Raw genomic sequence first — 24,826 nt, forward strand, 5'->3', positions numbered from 1 at the left:
CCGCGCGCATTAACTAGTTGTCAACGAATTTGGCCAACCCTTGCAGACCGAGGAGAGAAGGCCATGAAAGGCTCATCCAACCGCAAAGGTCTGTCATCGATGTCGGTGAGCGCCAGCGAGACCACCGGCACGCACCTGGCGCATTGGCCGCCGCCCCAGCGCGGCAAGGAAAGCAAGCCCGTCTTCATCAAGCACGTCGCCGGCGAGCCGGCCAAGCGTGCCAAGGCGCGCGGCTGGCGCCTGACTCGCGCGATCTTCTCGGAATTCGCCGACGACGAATAGCGGGCCTCATTTCTCCGGCTTCTTTTCAAGCTTCTTGCCACCCGTCTTCATCTCGCGATAGCGCGCCGCACCACCTTCGCGGATGGTCTGCGGGCTGCGCTCCAGCGCCATGGCGTCATCAGGCACGTCGCGCGTGATCACGGAGCCCGAGCCGATATAGGCCCCGTTGCCGACGGTCACCGGTGCGACCAGCGAGGAGTTGGTGCCGACGAAGGCGCCCTGCCCGATGATCGTCTTGTGCTTCTTGAAGCCGTCGTAGTTGCAGGTGATGGTGCCGGCGCCGATGTTGGAATTGGCGCCGATGGTAGCGTCGCCGATGTAGGAGAGATGGTTGACCTTGACGCCGGCCTCCAGCGTCGCGGCCTTGGTCTCCACGAAATTGCCGATGCGCGCGCCGTCGCCGAGCGAGGTGCCGGGCCGCAGCCGCGCATAGGGGCCGATGGAGACCTTCTTGCCGAGCCTGGTCTCGACGATATGCGAGAAGGAATGGACCACCGTGCCGTCGCCGATCGAAACGCCGGGGCCGATCACCACGAAGGGCTCGATCGTCACGTCCTTGCCGAACACGGTATCCGCGGCGAGATAGACGGTGTCGGGCGCGATCAGCGTGACGCCGGCCTCCATCGCCGCTTTCCGCAACCGCGCCTGCATCACGCTTTCGGCCTCGGCGAGCTGCGCCTTGGTGTTGATGCCGCGCACTTCGTCCTCGCTGGTTTCGATCACCACGGCATCCCATCCCTGTTCGCTGACAATGCCGACCGCGTCGGTCAGATAATATTCGCCCTTGGAATTCGCATTGCCGATCTTGTCGAGGATCGCGAGCGCGCGACGGCCGTCGATCGCCATGACCCCGGCATTGCACAGGTCGATCTTGCGCTCCTCGGCACTGGCATCGGCCTGCTCGCGGATCGCGACCATGCGGTTGCCGTCGACGATGAAGCGGCCATAGCCGGTGGGATCGGCGGCGCGGAAGCCGAGTGCGGCAATCGCGGCGCCTTTGGCCAGCGGCGCGCGCAGCCGCGCAAAGGTCTCGGCCGAGATCAGCGGTGTGTCGCCGAACGCAATCAGCAGGTCGTCCACGCCCCGCGCAATGGCATCGCGCGCCGCCAGCACCGCATGCGCGGTGCCGAGCCGTTCCTGTTGGACGAAGGTGAGCGCGTCGGGGCGGATGCGCTTTGCTTCGTCCGCCACCGCCTGATGGTCGGGTCCGATCACGACCGCGAGCGAGGTGCCGGTTCCCCTGGGCGCCGCGGCGAGCACGTGGGCGAGCAGGCTCTGATGCGCGACCGGATGCAGCACTTTCGGCAGGTGTGAGCGCATACGCGTGCCTTCGCCGGCGGCGAGCACGATCGTGAGGCTGGAACGGGCGGTCATCGAAATCCTGTCAATCGGCCGAATCAATCGGCGCCAGCGGGCGACGGCCGCCCTGATGAGCTATCGCCTTGCTACCCCCGCAAACGCCCGGAGTTCAAGTGCGACACGCTTTTCCTGTTAATGTTCCCTGATTGATTCGGGGAAGCCGGACAGGGGTTGGGCACTTAACGTTCATGGCAAAGGATTCCGACCCACTGGCGGATGCCTTCGGCGCCAAGGAGACCGGCGGGCTGTTCTCCGGACTTGTGGCCGAGGAGAGTTCGTTCGATCGCGGCATGATGTGGCGGCTGGGCTCATGGGGCGTGGCGGCCGTCGGCGCCGTGGTGCTTGCCGTGTTCGCCAACCAGGCCCAGCTCGGCTGGCGGCGCGACCAGGTTGCGTCCGCCGATCTCGCGCGTCAGGCCGACCGGCTCCAGATCCTGACCAAGGAGAGCCAGAACGAGGCTCGCCGGCTCGCCTCCGCGATCGAGACGCTGAACACCGATCGCGACCGGCTCTATTCGCGCGTCACCGTGCTGGAGCAAGGACTCGATTCCGTCACCGGCGCCATCGCCAAGCAGACGACAACGCCGCCGCAGGCGTCCGTTGCGAAGCCGCAGGACGCGCCAGCTTTGATCGGGCCGCCGGCGCCCGGCATCGGGCCGGTTGCCTCGACGCCAGCTCCGGCCAACGACAAGCCGCGCACCGAGGCCGCAAAGGAGCCGTCGAGCCCGCCGCCGCAGAGCGCAGCCGCGGCCTCGCTCGTCGCGCAATCCCCGGCGACGACGGCGCCAATGCCGATGCTTCCGCTGGTCCCATCCAAATCGATCATGGCGCCGCCCGATCCGGCCGCCCCGAAACTGGTTCAGCCCGAGACCACTGAGAAGACCACTGAGAAAGCGACCGACAAAGCTGCCGAGAAGAAGCCCGATCCGGCGCCCGCGCCGATCGAAGTCGCTGCGGCACCAGTCAAGCCGCCGGAGGCTGCCGAAAGCGAGGCCTCCGCGATCGCGGTCCAGCAGACGCGCTTTGCGATTGATCTCGGTGGCGCCAACTCGCTCGAAGGCCTGCGTGCACTGTGGCGCGGGGTCACCAAATCCAATCCCGAGATCGCGGCGCTGCGGCCGATCATCATGATCAAGGAAGGCAACACCGGCCTCGGCATGCAGCTCCGCCTCGGTGCCGGCCCGCTGATCAATGCCGCGGCTGCGGCAAAACTCTGCGCCGGCCTCGCCGAGAACGACCGCCACTGCGAGACCACCGTGTTCGACGGCCAGCGGCTGTCAATGCGCGGCGGCCAGGAGAAGGGGCAAGACAAGACGCAAGACAGGGTTCAGGAGAAGAACTCCGACAAGAACCAGGACTCGGTGCCGCAAGCCGAGACCGCCCCGCCGCCCGCGCCCGCCGCCAAGCCGGACAAGCATCGCCGCAGCTATTCCTCGAAACGCTCGTCGAAGCGCGAGGAGCCCGCGCCTGCTCCTGCGGCGCAGCCGGCCGCACAGCCGAAGCCGGAGACGGCGTCCGCGGGATCGACGCTGTCGTCGTTCTTCAGGCGGTAGACGCGGCATCCGCTCTGCGGCGGGGAAGACCGTCTCGCGGCCGACGTATCAAACGATACGAAGGCTTCCAACACAAAACGGCAGTATCCGCGACGAACATGATTCGGAGCGGAGATGGCGGACGAGACGTTTTTGCGCGAGCACCTCGCGCTTATCCGCGAGTTGGCCGAACAGGCCGACCCCCATATCAAGAAGCGATTGCTGGCCTTGGCCGAAAAATACGAACGTCGGCTGAGGGACCAGAACCGGACGATACAAACTCGCCCTTGAGAGCTCATCGGCGCACGCAATCACCTACTCGATGCGCGCTTTTTCCTTCAGGTCGCGAATGCGGTTGTCAGCTTCATCCTTCGACTGAACCAGTTCCGACCAATCCTCGACCCGAGCTTGCTTGCTCAGCCTCTTGAGTTCGTCCAGTTGCTCCTGAGTTGGCTTTTCCATGCTCGCTCCTTGCATGCAGCATGCGTTCGTGCGGTCACACCATTCAGAACCTGCGCGACCCCAGCCTGTTCCTGGATATCTTGGGGCCAGGCGCGGCCGCCTTTAACTGCCCGGGATCAACATAAACTCACCTTCCCTGTTGCCCGTACGCGCCATCCCGACCATATTGCCGCCATGACAAAAAAGCCCTTCCGTCTCACGCCCTACCAGGTGCAGTTCCTGATCGTCGTCGGCTTCGCCAGCGTCGGCTATGCGCTCTATCTGCGCTACCTCGGAATCGAAAACTCGCAGGTCGGTCTCGCCTGCGACGCCGGGCTTCAGACCCTGGTCTGCAAGGCGCGCTCGGTCTCGACCGTGCTGTTCAAGAATTCGGTGTTCGGCATCGTCGCGCTGGTGGTGGCGACGCTGAACCTGATGCGGCCGTCGATCGTGCTGCTCACCGTCGGCATCATCGCCGCCGGCCTCGGCATCGTGCTCTACAATGTCGTGCTCTCGGGCCTGGCCATCGGCCTGTTCATCCTTGGATTTGCTCGGCCCGCGCCCGCCACAGCGTGAGCGCGAACAAGAGATAGATCGCGCAGGTCCACAGCGACTGCCAATTGTCGCGGCCCTCGTTGAACAGCACATAGGCCGCCGACAGCGTCAGCACGCCGGCGAACACCGACTCCGCGATCGGACGCTGGCCGATCTGCGGCCGGTTCAGCATCAACAGCGCGAACGGCACCACCGCCATCGTCAGCGAGGCGTAGGGGAAGTCGTGGTAGCGCGGGTCGAACACGAAGGCGAGCGCGGTCTGCGCCGCGATCACCGCCGTCACCGCCAGCGTCAGACCCAGCACGGCGGTGAGCTTCGACCATTTCCGGCCCTCGCGCGGACCGAGCAGATCGAGGAAGGTCGGAAGGCTGCGGCCGATCACCATCGCCTGCGCGCAGAAGATCGGCGACAGGATGCCGGCCGCGAGCAGCGTGCCCCACAGCAGCCAGCCGCCGATGCCGTAGCTCTCGTAGTACATCTTGTCGGCGCCGATCCCGAGCAGGATGCCGGCCGAGGTCGCCGAGATCGCCACACCGAGCCAGGCCGAGAAGCGCGGCGTCCAGGGCCTGCGCCGCAACGTCAGGCCGGCCACCGCGAACACCAGCACGCAGAGGCCCATGCCGGCGCCCATGTACCATTTCCAGTACGGGAAGTTGCTGATCGGCTGGCCCGGCGGATATTTCAGGCTCCGGCGCACCGAATCATAGAGGCCCCAATAGCCGCCGACGGTGCCTTCCAGCTTGCGCTTCCACGGCTGGTCGTAGGACTCGATCAGATTGACGCGGAATTTCTGCGCTTTCGCGAGACTCAGGATCTCCGAGACCACGCGCGCCTGGTTGGTGCGCGACGGCAGCGCGCCCTCGCGCATGCGCCCTTCGCTCGGCCAGCCGGTTTCGCCGATCAGGATCTCCTTGCCGGGAAATGCGACCGCCATGCGCTCGCGGATCTGTTCGACATGGGAGGCGGCAAACTTCGCCTTGACCGGGAAGTCCTCCCAATAGGGCAGGATGTGGATCGTGACGAAGTCGACGGCGTCATAGATCTCGCGATTCCTGAGCCAGAACTCCCAGACATCGGCATAGGTGACGGGCACGCTGACCTGGGCCTTCACCGAGCGGATGATGGAGACTAGGTCCGCGGTCGTCATCTCGCCGCGCAGCAGCACCTCGTTGCCGACGATGATGCTGGTGATGATCCCGGGGAAATCCTTGGAAAGGCGAATGGCGAGCGCGGCCTGCTCGAAATTCTTGGTGCGGTTGCTGGAGAGCCAGATGCCCTGGAGCACTTTCATCCCGCCGATCCCGGCCGCGATCGCCGGCACCTGGTCCAGCCCGTTCTCCATCGAATAGGTGCGAACGCAGTCGGTGATCTCCTTGAGCTGGCGCAGGTCCTGCTCGATCTGGTCGGCCTCGATATGGGTCCATGCGTTCAGCGGCGACTGCTCGCCGCGGAACGGCGCGTAGGAGACGCACTGGACCTTGTCGGCGGGATCGATCGGGGCGCGCGCGAGCGAGATCGGCGTGGCAAGCCACCACCACACGGCAGCGATCGCACCCAGTGAAACGAGCAGAAGCGCCAGTGGCGTACGAAGAGAAATCGGTTCCGTCCTCCGCGAAGGGCCGTCGATTACCTGCTAGCACGCCGTCTGCCAAGGGGGTGACTCCGTTATGGATCCATCCCTCCCCTGAGGAATTTACCTGCGGCCGTTCGACCGAGGCCTAGGATCGTGACTTTGCTGGACAAAATTTCAGATTCAGGCCATGGACTCGGGAGGACTTTTCCGCCGCATTGGAGACCCATTTGGACGCCATCACGCAGGCGCGTCCGCGAAGGTCCTGACGCGGACGGTCAGTGATATATTGGGGAATTCATGCGGCAACGGGTGTTCGAGTTACGAAATGCGGTCCTGCGGCAGTTCGCCGCCACCTTGGCCGTTTCTTCCCTTGTCATCCTGATGGGTATCGGCGCCGCCTCCGCCCAGAGCGGCACGCCCGCCCCGGACCAGAGCAAGGCAGCCGCCCAGCCCGCCGACGCGGCCAAGGATGCCGCCCAGAACCAGCGCCGCACCGACGAATTCGCCGAAGCAGCCCAGGTCATCAGCGGCCCGGCCGGCAACCCCGAATGCGTCTGGCTCGGCCGCCGCGTGGTGCGGCTGATGTGGCGGGATGACCTCGATACCGCATTCCGCCATCTCGACCTCTACGACCGCTTCGGCTGTCCCGGCGGCCACATCCAGGCCGCCTTCCGCTGCCTGACCCGCTTCGGCGGCCAGATCGATCCCAAGGTCGCCGAGACCCTGGACAGCCGTGTGCACGCTTGCTGGATCAACCCGGCGTCGCAGCCGCAGCAGGCGGCAGCCGCGGCCTCGCAGCCGGCCGCGCCGGCAGCGGGCAATGCGCAGCCGCAGCCGGCCGCGAGCCCCTCGCCGGCGGCAAGCCCGTCACCGGCGCCCCCGAAATAGCCGCGATTGTTTCAGGCTGCGTTCAGGAACGATCGGCGATAGAGGCAATTGGCACTGCTGCGAATTCCGAAATGTGCATGCCCTCATATGGTCATGAGGCGATGACAGTTGTGAAACCGCGCGGCAGAGGTATGCTCCATTTGCCGCGGACTTGGTCGGATCTCGGGGTCGGATCCGCTTCCCTGCCCCCTCAGCCCCTTTTGGTTTAGCCGCGATGCGGGTTGTCGCCGCCGTTCTGTTGCTTGTGTCCGCGCTCCACGCCGGCCTCTGGGGAGTCTTGCGCGACAAGGAACCCGCGCCCGACTTCAAGGGCTTGCTGCCCAGCGTCTCCTATGCGCCGTTCGAGGGCTCGGCTCACCCCGACATCGACAACATCCCGTCGGTGGAGAAAATCCGCGCCGACCTGAAGACGCTGTCGACGATGACGCGCGCGATCCGCCTCTATTCGTCCACCGGCGGCGTGGAACTGGTGCCGCCGATCGCGGCCGAGTTCGGCCTCAAGGTTACCGTCGGCGCCTGGATCGACAAGGACAAGGATCGCAACGAGCGCGAGATCAAGGCCGCCATCGATCTCGCCCGCAAGAACAGCAACGTCAACGGCGTCGTGGTCGGCAACGAGGTGATCTACCGCGGCGAGCAGAAGGTCGAAGACCTCATCGAGATGATCAAGAAGGTCAAGGGCTCGGTCCGCGTGCCCGTCACGACCGGCGAGATCTGGAACATCTGGCGCGACAATCCCGACCTCGGCTCGAACGTCGACTTCATCGCCGCCCACGTGCTGCCTTATTGGGAAAATTTCCGCTCGGACCAGGCGGTCGATCAGGCCGTCGACCGCTACAATCTGTTGCGTAACCTGTTCCCCGGCAAGCGCATCGTGATCGCCGAGTTCGGCTGGCCGAGTGCGGGTTACAATTTGCGCAATGCCGACCCCGGTCCGTTCCAGCAGGCACTGACCTTGCGCAACTTCGTCAGCCGCGCCGACGCCATCGGCATGGAATACAACATCGTCGAGGCCATCGATCAGCCCTGGAAATACTTCGAAGGCGGCGTCGGTCCGTACTGGGGCATCCTCAACGCCAGCCGCGAGCCGAAATTCGCCTGGACCGGGCCGGTGGAGAATCCCGACTATTGGAAGCTGATGGGTGTCGCGCTTCTGGTCGGAATCCTGCTGTCGCTGCCGATCCTGCGGCTGCAGCAGCCCACGGCGAAGCAGGCGTTCCTGCTGTCGTCCACCGCTAATGGCGTCGGCGCCTGGGCCGCCACGGTGTTCGCGTTCTGGAACGGGCACTATTTCATCTTCGGCTCCGCCTTCGCGCTCACGCTCGGTATGATCCTGCTTGTTCCCCTCGTGCTGATCGCGATGGCGCGCATCGACGAGATCGCGGCCGTCGCGTTCGGCCGGGCGCCGCAGCGGCTGCTCACAAAGGGCAAGCCGGTCGAGAGCGTTCCGGAGAATTACTTCCCAAAAGTCTCGATCCACATCCCCGCTTATTTCGAGCCGGTCGAGATGCTCAAGCAGACGCTCGATGCGCTTTCGCGGCTGAACTATCCGAACTACGAATGCGTCGTCATCATCAACAACACGCCGGACCCTGCGTTCTGGCAGCCGATCCAGGATCATTGCCGCGCGCTCGGTGAACGCTTCAAGTTCATCAACGCTGAGAAGGTGCAGGGCTTCAAGGCCGGTGCGCTGCGCATCGCGATGGATCGCACCGCCGTCGACGCCGAGATCATCGGCATCCTCGATGCCGACTACGTCGTCGATCCCGACTGGCTGAAGGACCTCGTGCCGGCGTTCGCTGATCCCAGCGTCGGCCTGGTGCAGGCGCCGCAGGAACATCGCGACGGCGACCTGTCGATCATGCACTACATCATGAACGGCGAATATGCCGGCTTCTTCGACATCGGCATGGTCCAGCGCAACGAGACCAACGCCATCATCGTGCATGGCACGATGTGCCTGATCCGCCGCGCCGCGATGGACATGGCCGGCGGCTGGTCGTCCGACACGATCTGCGAGGACTCTGATCTCGGCCTTTCGATCCAGCAGCTCGGCTGGACCACGCACTACACCAACCACCGCTACGGCCAGGGCCTGCTCCCCGACACCTACGAGGCCTTCAAGAAGCAGCGTCACCGCTGGGCCTATGGCGGTCTCCAGATCGTCAAGAAGCACTGGCGGAACTTCCTGCCGGGACGAAGCCGGCTGACGCCGGACCAGAAGCGCGAATATGGCCTGGGCTGGCTGAACTGGCTGGGCGCCGAGAGCCTCGGCGTGGTCGTGGCGCTGCTCAACCTGGTCTGGGTACCGATCGTCGCCTTCGCCGACATTGCCATCCCCGACAAGATCCTGACGCTGCCGATCATCGGCGCCTTCATCGTCTCGCTCGCGCATTTCTTGTCGATGTACCGCGCGCGCGTCGCGATCAAGCCCGGCCAGATGCTGGGCGCGATGATCGCGGCGATGAGCGTGCAGTGGACGGTATCGCGCGCGGTCGCGCAGGGACTGATCACCGAGCACATCGCGTTCGCGCGCACGTCCAAGGGCGGCCTGTCCAGGATGTCGATCGAGTTCCAGGCGTTCTGGGAGGCGGTGATCGGCGCCCTGCTCCTGATCGGCGCCGGCGTGCTGGTGGCCTCCAACAGCTACCGCCAGATCACCGAGATCTACATCTTCGCCGGCGTGCTGGTGCTCCAGAGCCTGCCGTTCCTGGCTGCGGTTGCCATCGCCATCCTCGAGCTCAGCCGCATCAACTCGTTCCAGTTCTGGCGCGACAGCGCGATCCGCACCGCGGAGCTGATCGGCCTGCGCCCGGTCGCGCTACCGACCCCCGCCGGCACGCCGCAGCAAGTGCCGGTGCCGAGCGAGGTGCGGCGGGAAGCGAACTGACGGGGCTCCGAATGCGGCATCCGTCCCGTGGGGCGGACGTCGCGGCTTCTTCGGCGTGGATGACGGCCCGCCATTCCGGTTGAAAATCCCGGCTCAAGCATCGGAAACGGCGAGCGAATTCCCGCTCCTGCCTTCAACTTCGGCACCCTCACCTGCTATTGACCTCCGCGCCCCATCCCCCTACACAGCCCGGGCCGAAAGCATGATCCGGAAACAGCCGGTTTTTCCGCAACGCTTGCGTCGACGTGGCGGCAAGACATGCTTTTCCAAATGACCGAAGACGATGGCGATTTCTTCAAAGCCATCAGCGGCCATGGGAGCGCGTAGCTCAGCCGGTAGAGCACGTGACTTTTAATCACGGGGTCCTGGGTTCGAGCCCCAGCGCGCTCACCAAATCACTTAGATACTTACGCCGAGACGACGCGCTCCGATAAACTGTGTGTCGGCGCTGTGTCTGCAGATCGGTTGCCGGTGTAGCATGCGCGGCGCTTGATGCCCCTGCACCGCTCGCAGCACGCGCGCCGCGGACATGAGGCCCGACTGGGCGGCAAAGGTCCTGCATCAGTGATCGCTCCCTGTCTCTTCGTAATTGTCGCCGGAATGAATGCTCAATTTCGCGCAGGAGCCTCAGCGCCGCATCGGTATAGCGCCCCTAGGACAACCGCTGGTCTGCGAGACTCGCCGCCGCCAGTACGAGAGCAGCTATGGCCACGCCCTTGATCATGGGCCCTTCCGCTTTTGCGCCACCAGCCGCAACGGGATGTTGTGCAAATTCGCGCGGCCTCGCACGGCCGGTTCTGTCCTGCCCAACGCCTGCGCGATCTCGTCGGGTCGGCACCCAGCCGCCGCCATCGCCAGCAGTTGTTGATGCTCCTCCGGTGTCCACCTTCGGATCAACGGATAGCGTGACTGTGCCATCGCCCGGCGTCCCCAGCCTGTTGCCAGTTTATCCTCGGCTGCATCTGCTGAGTCGCGCTTTAACCTGTGATAACCAACCCACGCAGGACGGGGCGAGCGGCTGGCGCCGGACTGGCGAGTCCACAGGGCCAGGCTTGGATGCAGGCTCGACGGCGGCGTAAGCCGGTAGTTTTCCGGGCTGTGGATTTTCGCAGGTCTTAATAATTCTGGCGAATGATTGCTCCGATGATTGGAGACCTAGACCATCAAGCAGAAGCCATCGCCGCGATGCAGAAGGCGATCGCCGCGACCTGTCCCGCCGAGCGGTTGAAGTGGTTGCGGACCGCCTTGGCCTGGAAGGACCTTGCAAGCTTGGCGAAGGGCAAGGCCGCAGCGTGAAGGTCGCAGCCTAGCCGCTCAAGACCTCGCGCAGCTATCGTCATCTTCGGGAGCGCGGAGCAGAGAACCGGCTTCTCCAATCGGGGAGCATTGCGGAAGCCACTTGGCAATCCATCGGATGTATGGCCGGTCAGGAAGAAAAATGGCAAGCCGCGACCACGAGTGATCTCCGCCACGAGTTCAGTCGTTTCATCGCCAAGCCTCAGGTCGAGAATGGTCAGATCCAACTCAGCCACCCACGCGACTCCGATGGCCTCCTTCAGGGTGCCTGCATCGGCGACGACTTTGCGACCCAACTCCTCGAGTCGAGCCTTAAGAAATGAGGTTAGGCCAAGGCATACGTCCCTCGACTTAGCCGGCGATCGGCGTGTCCAAGCGGATCTGGAACGATCGGTAACCCGAAATGTTCGGGATTGGGCAATGACCGACCACTCCGTCGTTCTCTTTCCTGGTATGATCAAGCCGCTGCGACAGGCCCGCGTCTACGGCTACCTGATCCAGCGCGCAGATGGCCTGTATCACCCAGGCGGCGGTCAGCCGATATGCACGATGGCTATGGCGCGGAAGATGGTCGAAGGCGGCTGGCTCAAACAGTATGGCCAGCGCTATGAGCCAACAGAGCAAGGGCTGCGAGCCGCGGAATGACCTGGCGGATCGCAACGCGCCGCCTCCCCCAAGGAAACGGCCCCAGGCCAAGGTGGCAGACCCAGGGCTGAGGCCGCTCCCGGCTACCGAACCGATAGCCTCATGCGTCTAAAACGCATGTAGAACCAAGGTTGGCTGATGGGCGTCGTTCCTATAGTTGGCGCACTTCTGCTTCGCCCGCCCCATCTCTGATGACCAGCCGAGCCACGCTTGGCAAATCCGCTGTGGGAACAAATGTCCACTTTGGGACTTAACGACTGACCTTTGGCAGGGTGAGTTGATGAACTATTTCAGCAGCGATAAATTTTCAGGCGCCAAGACCCGAGAGGAACGTCGCTGTAGCTGCGGCGCTCAACCCAAGCTCAAGCACACGATGATGGACGCCATGCGCGGGCTGACGGTCCGGGTCTATGAGTGCCAGTGCGGCGACCGCACCTGGACTGAGGACAAGGAATAAGGCCGCCTCAGCGGCCGGCTCTTTTCCGCATAAGCCTTGCCCCTCACGCGGGAACGGAACGATCCCCATGGCAGCGCAATTGCTCTTCTTTGGGTAGGAGTAGCGTCATGCGTCATGCGCCGTCGATTGTCCCGCTGGATCGGCTCGACCGTGAGATTTACCTGGTGCTGGAAGACTTCGGCGCGCGCGCCGGCTGCTCCTGGCGTGAGACCGACGAGCAGGACACCGACGTCGAGACCATCATCCGCGACCTGCTCTCCGGGCAGTACGCCTATCCCGTCCGCATTGTCGCCTTCAACGCGATCGAGGGCTGGTCTCGCGATGCCACCAGCGAGATCGCAGATGGGCTTGCCGTGCGTGTCACCAGTAGCGAGATCACGCCGGCCTTGCAGGCCTTCGTCCAGGCAAATGCTTCCCGACCGTTTGCTGTACAACTGGCGCTTCCTCTCCGGGGCGCCGCCTGACTTCAAAACCTGTGATCGTGATGTTGCGCGGGATCGCGGTGCCAGCGCACCAAACCAGCACGCTTATCGGAAGTTCGCGCTTCCCCTTGGCATGATTTTTTGGTACCAAATAAAATGAAACCAGCAAAAAAGATTCGTGCCAAAAAACATCGCGGCCGCCCCGCTACTGGTCAGGGCGTCCAGATCGGCACGCGCTGGCCGGAATCGACTGTCGTTCAGATCGACGCATGGGCGTCGCGGCAGGAAGACACTCCGGCTCGCTCTGAATCCATCCGTCGGCTGGTCGATATTGGCTTGGGCAAACCCGCCCCCGCCCTCGCGGTTACATCTGCCGCCAAGGCCTCGTCCGAGCGGGCTCGGGAAATGGCGGGTAACGCGATCGACAAGCTCAAAGACAACAAAGCGAGCCCGGATGACCAGGCCAGCCGCAAGCGGCGGCTCGTCAAGGGACCCGAGGAATTCCAGAACGTTCGACGCGATCGGCCAAATCGAAAATGATTTGACCGGCGCCCGCTTGGTCAATCCCGGCCTCAAGGCAAAAAGCAAATGATCAAACCCAAACGGTCGGCCGAGCAACAAATCGCGGACGAAGCCGAGCGAAGGACCCTCAATCCGATAGGATCGAGACAGACGATAGCGGACAGTCAAGCCACGCCGGAGTTTCAGGAAAACCTGAAACGCCTGAAGTCCGAACGGCTGGAGCGTGAGGCTCGACTGAATCCGAAGCGCAAGGTCTGATTTGGGCTAATCCAGCTTTCGCCTCGCCTGGTTGAGCCGGTCAGCGAACGGGCGGCGTTGGATGGAGGGTGCAGAAGGTCATGGGAATGTTGAATCGTCGGTGGATGATCGTCCTGCTGGTTTCCGTGGTGATTGTTTGCTCGATCTTCGCAGGCGCCCGGTACTATCTAAGCAAATGCCATGGCATGGATGCGTGCGCGGCCGCCGAAGCCGAGAGCCATGAGCGAGATAAGCCAACCGAGCCACAATAGTTTTCGGGTGAAAAGCCGGCCTGCAATAGCGGCTCCGGAGCCGCGGCGGGTGCAAGGTTGAAGGTGCTAATCCACCGTTCTACAACCTGGGGAAAACTGCCTGCAGGTCAGCGCGCCTGCATTTTCCGAATCGCCTGTGCGTGCTCGCTGCCTCAGTATGTTCTGCTTGTGGGGGTGCGCGTGAGCCAGTTTTTGTCCGTGCTGCTGTTGGCGACCGCCATGACTCTGACCCTGTGCTTCGGGGTGGCGGCGTGGCGCCAATCCGCTGTGAGAGACGTCGATATCACTGCCACCATTCCCCATCAGGAAAACGGCTGGCGAGCGAGGCCGACGAACTAAAGCACCTTCCGTTGCCCTATCCTCCCTAGTTCATCCAGTTCGATGAACGGTCTATTGATCTCGCGCTTGGGCCTGTACCATAACTGGGTACGCGTGAATGCCAGCGGCCGCTGATCGTAGCAATCAACGAGCATGTCGAGCAGATCGCCGGTAACGGACAAAGCTGCACGCCCCGCACCACCGCTGCGAATGAAGTCACCAGCGAGTTCGCGAATGAAAGTCGGGAGATGGCGACGGCGGACTACACCACGCCGCCGAAGTCGATGCCTTCCTTGGCAAGCGCCTCAGCTTCCTCGGGGGACGCTGTCGGCTTCGTGTCGAGGTAGGGGCGCTCAGTCGCCGGCAGGATGGTGCGGATGTTCTGGCCGTCTGTCCGCGTGATGCGAGCAACCCAGCGCTTGGGGCCGTGCTCAACTTGCTGGATATGGTACTGCTTATACGTAATCATGACTCACGGACGCGACTGACGCTGGCGGAAGGTTCCTTTTATATCTAACGGGACGCCGCCGGACAACGATTTCCTAAAATGAGGTTAAGATCGCCGGCGCAAACCCGTTCAGCGATCATTCAGCCGCTCAGTCGTAGGCATATTGCGATTGGGAGAAAATCCGATGATCGGTGCAGTCGTCGCAACCTTGCTGGCTCTACAGCTCGGTGAGGTTCATCAGGTTCAATACCGTGTCCCTGTGCACCCACCGCCGTGCGGCAACGGCTGGGACGTCGGCGCCCGCGACGGCATGTGCTACCCCAACGGCTACTTGCCGCCGCAAGAACAGGCCGCACGGCAGTACCATGGTGGCGGCAGAGGCTATGGCCACTATCCCGTTCCTTGCGGAAACGGTGCCGATATCGATTCCCGCGACGGCCAGTGCTACCCGAACGGAACGGTTCCGCTGCAGTTTCAACAGGGCCGGCAAGGCTATTACGGCGATGATTATTACGAACGCCGTCCGAGGCGCCGTTACTATTGAAAGGCCCTCAGGGTAAACCGGCGGGCTCCCAATAATCGCTTCTTCGGATCCGTGGTGACGGTGGCGGACTGCACTGTCACCAGCATTCCGTAATTCCAAGTCGGGTAAAAAGCCGCGCTCACGTGAGCCCGCCAAGTGAGCGCGGAGATAGCCCCAGATCACTCGGTCCAGATGACTTGCCTGATCCTATCTTCAGCTCTCCGGGGCCGAAACTGTAGCAGGCACGCTCAGCGGCGCTCCTCCAACTGAAACGGGACCTACAGATTTCGACTGCCGGGCGAGCCGTTTGCGGATCGCTGCGGACAGTCCGTAGCGCGCATGCGCTCTGCGAACGGAGGACGTGACGTCCGACATCATGGCATTTTGCAGCGAGTCGATCTTCGCAATCAGCGTGGACAGCTGGGAGGATACCTTCTTCACATCGACACGTTCGTCCGTGATGCTCTGTCGCAGCGAAAGCAGCACCATGGAATCCGCCTGCAGCACAGCCGCGTTTTGCTGCAGTGCCTGGTTGCTCTCCTGCAGCGAAGCCGTGTGTTGCTGCTGGGTCGACTGAATATCCTTCAAGGCAGCGACAACCGGATCCGGCTTTGGCACTGAAGCCTCTTGCCGCGGTAGCAGATCAGCCAGGCTGCTCAGGTTCAGCGATGGCAGGCCGGACGGCCATGTGTAGATCGCCGCCGCGCCGTTGATGGCCAGCGCACACACCGATAGCGCCATGACCGACGTGCGGCTCGACCGCTTGATCGGTTCTGGAGCGTCCAAGCTTGCGGGTTCGTCGGCCGCGATGGCCGCAGCAAGAGCTGCAGGGTCGAGCTGTTCGACAAGGCCTTGCGTTTCGAAAGTCGCGGTCATGGCATTGACCCCAAATGAGAGCAATAGGAAGCCGTCGCCGGAACGTCCTCGCGACGGCTCCCTTACGCAGCACCCATCTACAACTGTCTAAAATTGTGGGCTTTTCAGCTTAATTCCACGTTAGCGGCCGCGGCCTGCCGCACGCCCCGCCATCCGGCCGACTACGGGGGCGTGCGACAGACATGACACGCAGGCCGGTGCGAGAGCTCCTCCCGATCCCGGGAGGTCGCCGCGGCCCGAAGCGGATTTTCCGAATTTGGCAAACTACCCCTGTTTTGCCCGACGAGTCAACCGGCGTCTCCGCCGGATGCAAGACCGCCGTGTGCCAAAAAGAAAGCGTTGCGCCAGCAGGACTTAGCTACTGTGCATGGGGTTGTTTTCGCGGTTTTGTATCCCTGTCCCAAAAGCCGCGAGACAACCCGCTCAAAAAGTGTAGGATTCGACAAAACAGGGAGGAGCGGCATGTTTGAAATCAGCGGTTTCGACACGGCAGGAATCGTCAGCCTCAAGCGGCTGTCACTCACCGCCGCCCTCAAGAAGGCCAAGGAGCTTATCGCTGACGGGTGCTGGGGCGTTCAGGTGATTGGTCCAGGTGGCCAGGTCTACACCTCGTTCGAGGAGCAAGCCGCGTAGTCGCCGGCCTTCGGCATCAATCTTCGGCATCATTCGGAAAGCACCCGCCCATCGATCGCGCGTCGCGCGCTCTGGCCGTTGCGGTGATCGACGTGAAAACCCCAGCGCCTGGTGGAGCGCTGGGGCGTTTTCAAAATATCAATTGGTGAAGCAATGAGGCCTTCGTAGCAGCGATCCCGACCATCGCTTGTGAACTGCTTCACACATCCTTCGATCTTTCCACACCTTGACGAGGCTCAACTGCCGCGCGCCGTGCCGTTGCCAATCAACTCGTTTGGGAGCACGCTCTCTCCAGGCGCGCAGACGCCACTCAGGGAGAAAGCCATGAAGGACACGGGCCTGGATCATCGCCACCGCGACAAGGATGGCGCGATCAGCAAGAAGCACGGCAATACGCTGGTCGGTACGTTGCGCAAGATCTACGGCAAGGGTTTTGCCGCCGGTTATCCGGATACGACTGAACTCAGCGAGGTCCTGCACCAGTTGAACGAGACATCGCTCAGCCAGTTGCGTCGCGATCACGACACCGGGCATCTCGGCCACAAGATCGACCACGTCCCGAAGTGACGGCCTCCCCTCGTCCCAACTTCAGGTAGTTGAAATCAACTGTGCCGCCGGTTGTCTTGGCGAATTTGCCGTTTGAGCCCTCGCCGCCCGAGCGCTAGAATGAGCCTTTTAACGGAGGCTCATTTGAAACAGTTCATTATCATCACCGCCATTGCACTCGCCGTGACGGCTCCCGCCCGCTCGCAGGCCCTCGTCGATCCCAACAAGGTCGCTCCCGAATATCGCGAGGCGGCCGAGAAGCGGCGGGCCGAGCAGATGCGGCAGCGCGAATGCGCGCTGAAGGCGGATCTCGAGAAGGTGCTGCCCAGGGATCGCACCGTCTACCTCAACCATTGCCTGGACACGATAGCGGCCAAGCAATAGGCGGCTGATGGAGCGGCTTGAACTCGCCGACGCGTTCAGGCTTTCTTCAGACATTTGGGATCACCTGATGATCCATTTCCATCAGTCATTGTCGATCGACCGCGCATGAGTTTCGTCCAGATTCAGTGCACGCGCTGCAAGACCGTGTTCCGCGACCGCGCGGGACGGTTGCAGGACGGCTATTCCAGGCAATGTCCGAGCTGCGAGGTGGTGCTGTTTTTCGCGGAGGATTCGCCGAACCCTCAGGTCAAGCAAGCCATGAAGCGCGCGCGCAAGGTTCGCAAGGAGCAGCGCGAAGCCGAAATGGCCAGAATGTCCGCACCGCAAGCGCGCGCCAATTTTTCGCGGGCCCAAACCGGACGGATACAGCACTCGTCGGAGGACGACGAGGAGGCCTAGCTCACCCGCGCTTCCGCGGAAACAGGCGGTCGCGGATATAGCGCGAGGTCGGCGTCAGACGGATGCCGCGCGGCTTCTGCCAGACGGCGCGGTCGATCTCGTTTTTGTCGCCGATGGCGAGCCTGCCCTTGGCGCCCTTGGCGATGAAGATCGCGTCGCTCATCTTGCGGCCGGAGCGCTTGTTCCTGGTCGTCACTTCCTTCCAGAGGCTGATCCGGCCGAGCTTCAGCTTGGGCAGCTCTTCCTTGATCTCCCGCCGCAGGCAGTCCTTGTCGGACTCTCGCGCGCGCTTGCGGCCGCCCGGGAACATCCACAGGCCGTCCGACCGACGCCTGACCAACAATACCTTGCCGCGCTTGGCGGCGACCAGCTTGGAAGACTTCGCCATGTCCGCCGTAATCGAAAAAAGAATCGAGCCCATGGTAACTTGTCTAGTCGGATAGACAAGTTCCGTGGACCTTGATCACACGGGGCTAAGGCCGCCAGGTCTGATCGAATCCGGCAGGCAGGTCGATCCCGCCGTCCGAGGCGCCCGATCAGCCCTCGCCCGTCGCTGTCCCCGCCCTCGACCCCGCCTCGGCCCGATCCTCCGTCCTGATCCAGGCCATCATCATCTCCCAGGCCACCGACAGGATGATCGGGCCGATGAACAGGCCGACGATGCCGTGGGCGAGCGTGCCGCCGATCACGCCGACGAAGATGACGATGGTCGGCGTGGTCAGGCCGCGCCCCATCACCAGCGGCTTCAACATGGTGTCGAGGAAGCCGACGACGACGAGAAACACGGTGAGCAGCAGCGCGGTGGTGACGTCCTTGGCGGTCCAGATCCAGATGATCACCGGCAGCAGCACCAGGAAGGCACCGATCTGCACGATCGAGAGCAGCAGCACGATGAAGGCGAGCAGGCCTGCGCTCGGCACCGCCGCAAGCTTGAAGCCGATGCCGGCGAGCAATGCCTGCACGATCGCGACGCCGATCACGCCTTGCGCCACCGCGCGGATGGTCGCGCCCGCGAGCCCGAGGAAATGCTCGCTCTGTTCGGGCACGATGCGAAACAGGAAGCCGCGTCCGGCCGCAACCAGCCGCGGCCCGTGCGGAAACAGGAAGCCGGCCACGAACACCGAGACCAGGAACTGGAGCGTGCCGACGCCGGCGTCACCCGCGAGCCCAAGCAACGGTCCCGCCAGCGGCTGGAGATACGGCGCCACCTCGCGCAGCACCGCGCGGATGTTGTTGTAGGCCTGCTCCCAGAGGTCGAATAGCCAGGGGCCAACGACCGGCCACGACTTCAGCTGCTCCGGCGCCGATTGAAGCGCGAGGTCGCCGGTGCCGAGCTGGTGCGCCAACTCGCGCACGCCGTCCACTGCGCTGATGCCGAGCCAGGTCGCAGGACCGATGACGATGCCGAGCGTGATCAGGGTCAGGATCGCCGCTGCGGTCTTGGGCCGGCCGCCCAGGATCTTCGCGACCCAGCTGAAGGCCGGGTAGAACGCGACCGCGAGCACGCCGCTCCAGGCAAGGATCGGCACGAAGGGGCGGATGATCAGGAAGGTCCAGATGATCAGCAGGCCGAGCAGGCCGACGCGGATCACGAGCTGGATGATGTCCTCGCCCGTCAGGAGCTGACGCAGACTTTTCACGGGCACGGCTTTCCTTGCGGCATTGACGCGGGTTCCGGCACTTGCGCGGCCCAGCGTTATTGCCAGCCGCGCACCCGGCGTCAAGACGAGGCGGATCCGAGCCCGGGGCGGGCTCTGTCGCCGACGGCTTGGCTAACGGTGATTAACCGGATTTCGCCCAACCGGTTTACGCCGTTGCAAAGGCGCGCACCTAGGCTTCCATCGAGGTCCCCCAAACCAGTTTCGGTGCAATGGCCAATACCATCTGGACGATCGAAGAATTCACCTGCCCGGGTTGCAGCATGAACTACACCGCGACAAGGGAGGAGCACGCCGAAGCGCATTCCGGCAGCTTCAAATGCAGCATCTGCAGCGGCGTGGTGCACACCTGGTCGGGCAAGCACCATTTCTTCGGCTGGGAAGCGGTGAAGACCAAGCCACCCGTGTTCGGAAGGCGCTGGGCCGGGGCCGGATGGTAGGCTGCTTCCAGCGGACCCAGACCAGCTACTCGCGTCAACGCTGCCTGCCCGAACTGCGGCTTCTGCTCCTCTGCGGCAACGGTTAAACTCCCCGCCCCGCAACTGAAGCCGACACGCAATGACCGCAGCTTTCGTTCCCCAGATCGCCCTTTACCGCACCTGGCTCGCCGAGCAACGCGGCCTTACCTTCGCCAGCTACGAGGAGATGCGGCAATGGTCGGTGCGCGATCTCGACGGCTTCTGGCACAGCATCTGGGACTATTACGATCTGCAATCGCCAACGCCGTTTGCGGCCGTGATCACCGAGCGCAAGATGCCCGGCGCGGTCTGGTTTCCCGGCGCCCAGGTCAATTATGCCCGGCAGGTGTTCCGCCATGTGGAGGCGGCCGATGCGGCCGGCCTGCCCGCGATCGTCAGCTGCGGCGAGGACGGCAGGCTTTGCGAGACGAGCTGGCCGGAGCTGCGGCGCAAGGCGGCGGCCCTCGCGCTGCATCTGAAAGAAAAAGGCATCAAGCCCGGCGACCGCATCGCGGCCTATCTGCCCAACATCCCCGAGACCATCATCGCATTCCTGGCGAGCGCCAGCATCGGCGCGGTCTGGAGCGTGTGCGCGCCCGATATGGCCGCGCCCGCCGTGATCGACCGCTTCAAGCAGATCGAACCGAAAGTGCTGATCGCCTGCGACGCAGTCACCTATGCCGGACGCCGGCACGATCGCAAAGGCGTTCTCGCCGAGCTGCGGCGATCGCTGCCGACCGTCGAGCACGTCATCCTGCACAGCGAAGCCCCCGCGCCCGCAGCGGCGGACGCCCTGCTCTCCGACATTACCGCAACAACGGGCGCCGCGATCAACGCGTTCGAGCCAGCGTGGCTGCCGTTCGATCATCCGCTCTGGATCGTCTATTCCAGCGGCACCACCGGCCTGCCGAAGCCGATCGTGCACGGCCATGGCGGCATCGTCATCGTGGTGCTGGCGCTGCTGGGATTGCATAACGATCTCGGCTGCTCCTACCACGAGAACTCGTTCGGCGAGCGCTATCACTGGTACTCTTCGACGGGCTGGATCATGTGGAACAGCCAGGTGGGCGGCCTGCTCAGCGGCACCACCTGCTGCATCTTCGACGGCAGCCCCGGCGGCGCCAGGGACAAGCCGGACTGGACCACGCTGTGGCGCTTCGTCGCGCAATCCAAAGCGACCTTCTTCGGGGCGGGCGCGGCGTTCTTCGCCAACTGCGCCAAGGCCGAGATCGACCTCGCCGCCGCCGGTGATCTCTCACAGCTTCGATGTCTCGGCTCGACCGGCTCTCCGCTGAGCGCGGACACGCAAGCCTGGTTCAACAGCCGCTTCGCAGCGCTCTCGAAGACCAACGGCAGCAAGGCGCAGGCCGATATCTGGTGGGCCAACATCTCCGGCGGCACGGATTTCGCCGGCGCCTTCATTGGGGGAAATCGCGAACTGCCGCAGACGCCGGGCGCGATGCAGTGCCGTCTGCTGGGTGCTGCCGTAGAAGCGTTCGACGAACAGGGCCGCGCCGTCATCGGCGAGGTCGGCGAGCTCGTCTGCACCGAGCCGATGCCGTCGATGCCGCTCTATTTCTGGAACGACAAGCACGATGCGCGCTATCGCGCGAGCTATTTCGAGACCTATCCGGACAATTTCGACGGCAGCGGCCGCGGGCCGGTGTGGCGGCATGGCGACTGGCTCAAGGTCGACCCGGACGGCTCCTGCATCATCTATGGCCGCAGCGATGCCACCATCAACCGGCATGGCCTGCGCATGGGCACCAGCGAACTCTACTCCGCGATCGAGGCCTTGCCGGAGGTGCTGGATTCCCTCGTCGTCGATCTCGAATATCTCGGCCGTGACAGCTACATGCCGCTGTTCGTGGTGCTGCGCGAAGGCGTCGCCTTCGACGGCGCAATGCAGGCGAGGATCAACAAGGCGATCGAGGCCGGCCTCTCGCGCCGCTTCCTGCCCAACGAGATTTTTGCGGTCGCCGAGATTCCGCGCACGCTCTCGGGCAAGAAGCAGGAGCTGCCTATCAAGAAGCTGCTGCTCGGCCAGCCCGTCGAGAAGGTCATCAACCGGGAGGCGATGGCCAATCCCGCCTGCCTCGACTGGTATCTTGCCTTTGCACGCGACTATCTGGCGCGGACCGAGACCTGAGGGGAGATCGGCCCAATTGCGCCGATGCCGTTTGGACTCCGTTCACCGATCGCCGCTAGAGCAGGATGGATCTTCCGAAAACGAACGCGCGCCATGGCCGACCTCAACGCCGTCCTCACCAGGCTCAACGACCGTCTGCTCCGCCTCGAGGGCGAGCTGTTCGTGCTGCGCTCGCTGGCCCGCGCGACGCTGACGGCGGGCGATGACCACGCGGCGCGAATGCGCAAGCTGGTCGAGGCCGCAAAGGTCGCGCTCGACGACGAGGCCGCGCGTCCCCTCGACAAGCCGACGCGCAAATATGTCGATGCGGCGACCGCACTGGTGGAGGAATTGCTGGTCGAGCCGACCCAGGCACGGCCGTTGTTCACCGTCATCGACGGCGGCCGGCGCGACTGAGCGTCAAACTGGCCGGCTATTGTCCGTCGCGGCGATATCGCCCGACTTGAGCCGGCTGAGGCCGGCTTCGATGATCGCGATCTCCTCGTCGATCTGCCCGATCGGCAGGCTGAAGTCGTAGCCGGACCTGCTCTTCAGATCGACCGCAAGCCGTTGCCTGTGCATCATCAGCTCGTCGAGGCCGCGCCGATTCTTCAGCCGGACATAGACATCGACGATCTGCTCAATCGCGCTCGGCATGAAATCGGTCCCGGCGAAAAAGCCCGCACGGCGCACCCACGCCGGCGGGACAATCTCGGTGTCGCGGTACGCAATACAAATCCGCGACGGATTCGTCGATACGCCAAGCTGGTTGAGATCATGTTACCGCCAGATGATTTCGTGATGGCCGTGCATGAAAAAGCCGCTGGCGATCCCGCCAGCGGCCAAATCCAGGTTCGAAAACGGATGCGGGTTGAAATGTCGCCAGCCCCGGTGGGTCCACCTTCTAACGCCAAATCCTGGATCTCTCTGTTAAGAACGAAACACAGGAACCTAATCCAAAACGCAGAAATATTTCCGCGGCAGCCTGCGGTAGGCGCTGTAGCGGTGATGCGGCCGGTATGCGTAGCCCCGATAGAGTGCCGGCGGCTCCTGGCCGTAATAGGCGCCGTGATAGAAATTGATGACAGGCCCTTCCGCGCAGCGATAGGCGTTCCAGGTCGGGCCGATGAAGGGCGCCAAACCAACCTCGGGCGGAACCACCGGATAGGGCTGTCCGCCGGCGCGTGCCGGAACGGTTGCGACCAGGGCCGCGAGAAGGACAAACCACGCGCTTCGCATGCGTTCGCTCCGAGCCGATGCCATGCGCGTATGGAAGCACCGGACCGGCCGACGCCGCAATCGCGGAATTCATCGCGCAGCTTGCTCGGTGCATTGTTGATAACCGGCGCAAACGCGGTGCGGGTGGTGACAGGACGTCCGGACGTGTTATCGGGAGATGACGCAGTTGCGAGACGGATCGGACACCCATGCGCATTACCCTCGTCGGCTCCCGCCATTTCGGCGTGACCACCCTGAACATGCTCCGGGAGCACGGTGTCTCGATCGTGCGGGTCGTGGTGGCTGACCCCGAGGATCGTCTCGCCGCGACAGCCAAGGCGGCCGGCATCGACGTCGTGGTCCAGGCCAATCCCAAGCTGGTGGTGGCCTCCGAGATCGCTCCCGACACCGATCTGATCGTCACCGCGCACAGCCACGCCCGGATCGGCAAAGACGCGCTCGAGGCCGCGAAGCTGGGCGGGATCGGCTATCATCCCTCGCTGCTGCCGCGTCACCGCGGCAAGGCGGCCGTGGAATGGACCATCAAGGAAGGCGATCCGATCGCCGGCGGCACGATCTACCACCTCGCCGACCGCATGGACGCCGGCGCCATCGCCGCCCAGGAGTGGTGCTTCGTCAAGAAGGGCGAGACGGCGCGGGAACTGTGGGAGCGCGCGCTCGCCCCGCTCGGGCTCAAATTGCTGGCCGACGTGATCGATTACGCCAAGGTCCACAAGGCGCTGCCGTCCAAGACTCAGGACGAGCAGTTCGCGACCACGGCGCCAAGCCTTTCCTAAGCCCCTTTCCTGAGTCGCTGTCCCGACGTTTACCCTTAACGTGAAGGGGCGTTGATTCTGCTTCGAAAATTGCAGCCGGAAACCCAAATAAACCATTGTTCCCACAGGAACAATTTTCGATTTGGCACCGCACCAAATTTCCGTCACATTTGGCCCGAATAAGGGTCAGCATATCAGACAAATTCAAGGACGGATTTTATGCGTTTTGCTCGCATTGCGGCGTTCTGTGCCGCTTCAGTTTTCACCCTCGCCGCGCCCGCTTTCGCCCAGACTCCCTATGACGGCAACTGGCAGGTCACCATCGTCACCAAAAGCGGTTCCTGCGAGCCGACCGCAAGCTCCTTGCTGACGGTTGCCGACGGCAAGATCACCGCGCCCGGCGCTAACGTTTCCGGCACCATCGGCAGCGGGGGACTTGTGAAAGTTTCGATCAATGGTGCATATGCCAACGGTCAACTCAGCGGCAACGCCGGATCGGGGAAGTGGAATGGAGCATCTGCAGGCATACCGTGCAGCGGGCGGTGGGAAGCATCGCGCCAATAGAAAAATCGTGACGAGCGGTCTGGGCCAGCGGCTGCTGATCGCGGCCGCCGTTATGTTTGCGGCCGCGATTGCCAACTCCGAGAGCAAGGCCCAGTCCGGCCCGTTCGCCGCGCTGGCGGGCAGCTGGAGCGGCTCAGGTACAGTCACCCTGGATGACGGCTCGACCGAGCGGATCCGCTGCCGGGCCAAATACGCTCCGATCGGACCGACCATGGAGTTGTCTCTGACCTGCGCCAGCGACGCCTACAAGTTCAACCTCGGCGCCAACGTCAAGGCTGAAGGCAGCGCCATCGCGGGCAGCTGGTCCGAGGCCAGCCGCAATATCAGCGGCGCCCTTTCGGGTCGTGGCGCCGGCGGAAACTATGAGCTGCTCGCCTCCACCGCCGGCTTCAACGCCAACATCTCGCTGAAGACGTCCGGCAACAAGCAGAACGTCACGATGCGCGCCGACAGCCAGTTCCGCGGCGCCAACATCTCGCTGTCGCGCTAGGCCGATACGAGTAGATTGACAATCGACCCGGCGATC

At 63.6% G+C, this 24,826-nt stretch carries 33 protein-coding genes and 1 tRNA gene; 23 read left to right on the forward strand and 11 right to left on the reverse strand.

Translation table 11 applies throughout. The features are described 5' to 3' along the window. Nucleotides 1-63: 63 nt before the first annotated feature. On the forward strand, nt 64-282 hold the full coding sequence (locus AC0L3J_RS25725; RefSeq protein ID WP_473348735.1) for a hypothetical protein: 219 nt from the start codon (nt 64-66) through the stop codon (nt 280-282). A gap of 6 nt (nt 283-288) precedes the next feature. Here AC0L3J_RS25725 and glmU read toward each other — a convergent pair whose 3' ends face one another. Then, complete coding sequence (glmU, locus tag AC0L3J_RS25730; RefSeq protein WP_473348736.1) at nt 289-1,656, reverse strand: bifunctional UDP-N-acetylglucosamine diphosphorylase/glucosamine-1-phosphate N-acetyltransferase GlmU; 1,368 nt, start codon at nt 1,654-1,656, stop codon at nt 289-291. Between the two features lie 173 nt (nt 1,657-1,829). On the opposite strand from glmU, the gene AC0L3J_RS25735 reads away from it, so the two are divergent. Next, nucleotides 1,830-3,194 carry a hypothetical protein gene (locus tag AC0L3J_RS25735; protein WP_473348737.1) on the forward strand — a complete coding sequence of 455 codons (1,365 nt, stop codon included), beginning with the start codon at nt 1,830-1,832 and terminating at the stop codon, nt 3,192-3,194. A gap of 114 nt (nt 3,195-3,308) precedes the next feature. Next, nucleotides 3,309-3,464: a hypothetical protein gene (locus AC0L3J_RS25740; RefSeq protein ID WP_473348738.1), complete on the forward strand. Its 156-nt coding sequence runs from the start codon at nt 3,309-3,311 to the stop codon at nt 3,462-3,464. Nucleotides 3,465-3,488: 24 nt separating this feature from the next. Here the strand turns inward: AC0L3J_RS25740 and AC0L3J_RS25745 are convergent, their stop codons facing one another. Then, on the reverse strand, nt 3,489-3,635 hold the full coding sequence (locus AC0L3J_RS25745; RefSeq protein WP_155809610.1) for a hypothetical protein: 147 nt from the start codon (nt 3,633-3,635) through the stop codon (nt 3,489-3,491). Between the two features lie 174 nt (nt 3,636-3,809). On the opposite strand from AC0L3J_RS25745, the gene AC0L3J_RS25750 reads away from it, so the two are divergent. Further along, the gene (locus tag AC0L3J_RS25750; protein WP_211395731.1) at nt 3,810-4,190 is read left to right on the forward strand and encodes a hypothetical protein; all 381 of its coding nucleotides are present in this window, start codon (nt 3,810-3,812) and stop codon (nt 4,188-4,190) included. On the opposite strand, the gene AC0L3J_RS25755 is transcribed toward AC0L3J_RS25750, so the two are convergent. Next, entirely contained in the window at nt 4,150-5,709 is a 1,560-nt protein-coding gene (locus AC0L3J_RS25755) for a glycoside hydrolase family 17 protein (protein ID WP_473348739.1), read from the reverse strand. The two genes, AC0L3J_RS25750 and AC0L3J_RS25755, sit on opposite strands and share 41 nt — an antisense overlap. Before the next feature lie 330 nt (nt 5,710-6,039). Here AC0L3J_RS25755 and AC0L3J_RS25760 point away from each other — a divergent pair, with 330 nt between their 5' ends. The 3 genes from AC0L3J_RS25760 to AC0L3J_RS25770 all read left to right on the forward strand — a co-directional run bounded on the left by AC0L3J_RS25760 (nt 6,040) and on the right by AC0L3J_RS25770 (nt 9,913). Further along, on the forward strand, nt 6,040-6,630 hold the full coding sequence (locus tag AC0L3J_RS25760; RefSeq protein ID WP_247289897.1) for a beta-1-3, beta-1-6-glucan biosynthesis protein: 591 nt from the start codon (nt 6,040-6,042) through the stop codon (nt 6,628-6,630). A gap of 214 nt (nt 6,631-6,844) precedes the next feature. Continuing rightward, on the forward strand, nt 6,845-9,520 hold the full coding sequence (locus AC0L3J_RS25765) for a glycosyltransferase (RefSeq protein ID WP_473348740.1): 2,676 nt from the start codon (nt 6,845-6,847) through the stop codon (nt 9,518-9,520). A 317-nt stretch (nt 9,521-9,837) separates the two neighbouring features. Then, nucleotides 9,838-9,913, forward strand: a tRNA-Lys gene (locus AC0L3J_RS25770). 770 nt (nt 9,914-10,683) lie between these two features. Here the strand turns inward: AC0L3J_RS25770 and AC0L3J_RS25775 are convergent. Further along, the gene (locus tag AC0L3J_RS25775) at nt 10,684-11,112 is read right to left on the reverse strand and encodes a response regulator (protein WP_473348741.1); all 429 of its coding nucleotides are present in this window, start codon (nt 11,110-11,112) and stop codon (nt 10,684-10,686) included. 124 nt (nt 11,113-11,236) lie between these two features. On the opposite strand from AC0L3J_RS25775, the gene AC0L3J_RS25780 reads away from it, so the two are divergent. From AC0L3J_RS25780 to AC0L3J_RS25800, 5 genes are all read left to right on the forward strand, one after another. Beyond that, nucleotides 11,237-11,461 carry a hypothetical protein gene (locus tag AC0L3J_RS25780; RefSeq protein ID WP_473292274.1) on the forward strand — a complete coding sequence of 75 codons (225 nt, stop codon included), beginning with the start codon at nt 11,237-11,239 and terminating at the stop codon, nt 11,459-11,461. A 280-nt stretch (nt 11,462-11,741) separates the two neighbouring features. After that, complete coding sequence (locus AC0L3J_RS25785; RefSeq protein ID WP_456764262.1) at nt 11,742-11,918, forward strand: hypothetical protein; 177 nt, start codon at nt 11,742-11,744, stop codon at nt 11,916-11,918. A 107-nt stretch (nt 11,919-12,025) separates the two neighbouring features. After that, nucleotides 12,026-12,382: a hypothetical protein gene (locus AC0L3J_RS25790; RefSeq protein ID WP_473348742.1), complete on the forward strand. Its 357-nt coding sequence runs from the start codon at nt 12,026-12,028 to the stop codon at nt 12,380-12,382. A 114-nt stretch (nt 12,383-12,496) separates the two neighbouring features. After that, a complete protein-coding gene (locus AC0L3J_RS25795; protein WP_456764260.1) occupies nt 12,497-12,880 on the forward strand; it encodes a hypothetical protein in 384 nt (127 codons plus the stop codon). 48 nt (nt 12,881-12,928) lie between these two features. Then, the gene (locus AC0L3J_RS25800) at nt 12,929-13,120 is read left to right on the forward strand and encodes a hypothetical protein (RefSeq protein WP_456764259.1); all 192 of its coding nucleotides are present in this window, start codon (nt 12,929-12,931) and stop codon (nt 13,118-13,120) included. Between the two features lie 831 nt (nt 13,121-13,951). On the opposite strand, the gene AC0L3J_RS25805 is transcribed toward AC0L3J_RS25800, so the two are convergent. After that, complete coding sequence (locus AC0L3J_RS25805) at nt 13,952-14,158, reverse strand: hypothetical protein (protein ID WP_456764258.1); 207 nt, start codon at nt 14,156-14,158, stop codon at nt 13,952-13,954. A 163-nt stretch (nt 14,159-14,321) separates the two neighbouring features. Here AC0L3J_RS25805 and AC0L3J_RS25810 point away from each other — a divergent pair, with 163 nt between their 5' ends. Next, the gene (locus tag AC0L3J_RS25810; protein WP_473348743.1) at nt 14,322-14,681 is read left to right on the forward strand and encodes a hypothetical protein; all 360 of its coding nucleotides are present in this window, start codon (nt 14,322-14,324) and stop codon (nt 14,679-14,681) included. Nucleotides 14,682-14,873: 192 nt separating this feature from the next. Here the strand turns inward: AC0L3J_RS25810 and AC0L3J_RS25815 are convergent, their stop codons facing one another. Next, nucleotides 14,874-15,536: a hypothetical protein gene (locus tag AC0L3J_RS25815; RefSeq protein ID WP_473348744.1), complete on the reverse strand. Its 663-nt coding sequence runs from the start codon at nt 15,534-15,536 to the stop codon at nt 14,874-14,876. A 462-nt stretch (nt 15,537-15,998) separates the two neighbouring features. Here AC0L3J_RS25815 and AC0L3J_RS25820 point away from each other — a divergent pair, with 462 nt between their 5' ends. Then, a complete protein-coding gene (locus AC0L3J_RS25820) occupies nt 15,999-16,169 on the forward strand; it encodes a hypothetical protein (protein ID WP_007590796.1) in 171 nt (56 codons plus the stop codon). A gap of 29 nt (nt 16,170-16,198) precedes the next feature. Here AC0L3J_RS25820 and AC0L3J_RS25825 read toward each other — a convergent pair whose 3' ends face one another. Further along, nucleotides 16,199-16,372, reverse strand: a complete 174-nt coding sequence (locus tag AC0L3J_RS25825) for a hypothetical protein (RefSeq protein WP_473348745.1) — start codon at nt 16,370-16,372, stop codon at nt 16,199-16,201. A gap of 121 nt (nt 16,373-16,493) precedes the next feature. Here AC0L3J_RS25825 and AC0L3J_RS25830 point away from each other — a divergent pair, with 121 nt between their 5' ends. From AC0L3J_RS25830 to AC0L3J_RS25840, 3 genes are all read left to right on the forward strand, one after another. Next, complete coding sequence (locus AC0L3J_RS25830; protein ID WP_007590794.1) at nt 16,494-16,736, forward strand: hypothetical protein; 243 nt, start codon at nt 16,494-16,496, stop codon at nt 16,734-16,736. A 123-nt stretch (nt 16,737-16,859) separates the two neighbouring features. Then, a complete protein-coding gene (locus AC0L3J_RS25835; RefSeq protein ID WP_473248989.1) occupies nt 16,860-17,099 on the forward strand; it encodes a hypothetical protein in 240 nt (79 codons plus the stop codon). Nucleotides 17,100-17,204: 105 nt separating this feature from the next. Further along, nucleotides 17,205-17,498 carry a hypothetical protein gene (locus AC0L3J_RS25840; RefSeq protein ID WP_473348746.1) on the forward strand — a complete coding sequence of 98 codons (294 nt, stop codon included), beginning with the start codon at nt 17,205-17,207 and terminating at the stop codon, nt 17,496-17,498. Between the two features lies 1 nt (nt 17,499). On the opposite strand, the gene AC0L3J_RS25845 is transcribed toward AC0L3J_RS25840, so the two are convergent. Beyond that, on the reverse strand, nt 17,500-17,886 hold the full coding sequence (locus AC0L3J_RS25845; protein WP_179950106.1) for an NUDIX hydrolase: 387 nt from the start codon (nt 17,884-17,886) through the stop codon (nt 17,500-17,502). Nucleotides 17,887-18,034: 148 nt separating this feature from the next. Further along, the gene (locus AC0L3J_RS25850; protein WP_456764252.1) at nt 18,035-19,144 is read right to left on the reverse strand and encodes an AI-2E family transporter; all 1,110 of its coding nucleotides are present in this window, start codon (nt 19,142-19,144) and stop codon (nt 18,035-18,037) included. Between the two features lie 224 nt (nt 19,145-19,368). Between AC0L3J_RS25850 and AC0L3J_RS25855 the strand changes: the two genes are divergently transcribed. The 3 genes from AC0L3J_RS25855 to AC0L3J_RS25865 all read left to right on the forward strand — a co-directional run bounded on the left by AC0L3J_RS25855 (nt 19,369) and on the right by AC0L3J_RS25865 (nt 22,159). Then, entirely contained in the window at nt 19,369-19,596 is a 228-nt protein-coding gene (locus tag AC0L3J_RS25855; protein WP_456764251.1) for a hypothetical protein, read from the forward strand. A gap of 118 nt (nt 19,597-19,714) precedes the next feature. Then, nucleotides 19,715-21,763 carry an acetoacetate--CoA ligase gene (locus AC0L3J_RS25860; RefSeq protein WP_473348747.1) on the forward strand — a complete coding sequence of 683 codons (2,049 nt, stop codon included), beginning with the start codon at nt 19,715-19,717 and terminating at the stop codon, nt 21,761-21,763. 93 nt (nt 21,764-21,856) lie between these two features. After that, complete coding sequence (locus AC0L3J_RS25865) at nt 21,857-22,159, forward strand: hypothetical protein (RefSeq protein WP_473348748.1); 303 nt, start codon at nt 21,857-21,859, stop codon at nt 22,157-22,159. 3 nt (nt 22,160-22,162) lie between these two features. On the opposite strand, the gene AC0L3J_RS25870 is transcribed toward AC0L3J_RS25865, so the two are convergent. Further along, on the reverse strand, nt 22,163-22,399 hold the full coding sequence (locus tag AC0L3J_RS25870) for a hypothetical protein (RefSeq protein WP_473348749.1): 237 nt from the start codon (nt 22,397-22,399) through the stop codon (nt 22,163-22,165). 294 nt (nt 22,400-22,693) lie between these two features. Next, complete coding sequence (locus tag AC0L3J_RS25875) at nt 22,694-22,981, reverse strand: hypothetical protein (protein WP_473348750.1); 288 nt, start codon at nt 22,979-22,981, stop codon at nt 22,694-22,696. 188 nt (nt 22,982-23,169) lie between these two features. Between AC0L3J_RS25875 and AC0L3J_RS25880 the strand changes: the two genes are divergently transcribed. From AC0L3J_RS25880 to AC0L3J_RS25890, 3 genes are all read left to right on the forward strand, one after another. After that, entirely contained in the window at nt 23,170-23,757 is a 588-nt protein-coding gene (locus tag AC0L3J_RS25880) for a formyltransferase family protein (protein ID WP_473348751.1), read from the forward strand. Between the two features lie 198 nt (nt 23,758-23,955). Beyond that, nucleotides 23,956-24,300, forward strand: coding sequence for a hypothetical protein (locus tag AC0L3J_RS25885; RefSeq protein WP_007590760.1), 345 nt, complete (start codon nt 23,956-23,958; stop codon nt 24,298-24,300). Then, the gene (locus tag AC0L3J_RS25890; protein WP_473348752.1) at nt 24,245-24,790 is read left to right on the forward strand and encodes a hypothetical protein; all 546 of its coding nucleotides are present in this window, start codon (nt 24,245-24,247) and stop codon (nt 24,788-24,790) included. Before AC0L3J_RS25885 ends, AC0L3J_RS25890 begins: the two co-directional genes overlap by 56 nt. Nucleotides 24,791-24,826 lie beyond the last annotated feature (36 nt).

The sequence above is a fragment of the Bradyrhizobium sp. Kon37 genome (assembly GCF_055807535.1).